Source organism: Mesorhizobium sp. M4B.F.Ca.ET.143.01.1.1 (genome assembly GCF_004792275.1).
Taxonomy (GTDB): domain Bacteria; phylum Pseudomonadota; class Alphaproteobacteria; order Rhizobiales; family Rhizobiaceae; genus Mesorhizobium; species Mesorhizobium abyssinicae.
The window spans coordinates 1-314 of the sequence record NZ_SRSR01000258.1; the positions used below are offsets into that span (position 1 = coordinate 1).

Genomic DNA, 314 nt, shown 5'->3' on the forward strand with positions numbered 1-314 from the left:
CGAGAAGACCAATTCCTACTATCCGCCGGATACGATCGACTACACAATCGAAGAGCAGCGCGCGATCTATGACCGGATGTGCCGGGAGTTCTTTGCCGGCTATCCGCAAGGCGTGACGGCGGAAACGACAGGCATCGCCGACGGCATCCCGATCCGCATCTACCGCAACGCGGAGCCCGACAATGCAGCCATGGTGCTCTATATCCACGGCGGCGGCTTCATCCTTGGCGGGCTGGACAGCCATGATGATGTCTGCGCCGAGCTGTGCGCCCGCACCGGTTTCGAGGTGGTCTCGCTCGATTACCGGCTTGTGC

The 314-nt window shown here is 61.5% G+C and carries 1 protein-coding gene; it reads left to right on the forward strand.

The features are described 5' to 3' along the window. Positions 1–314, forward strand: a 314-nt coding sequence (locus EN786_RS36895; protein WP_135910158.1) for an alpha/beta hydrolase, incomplete at both ends; no start/stop codon positions are given.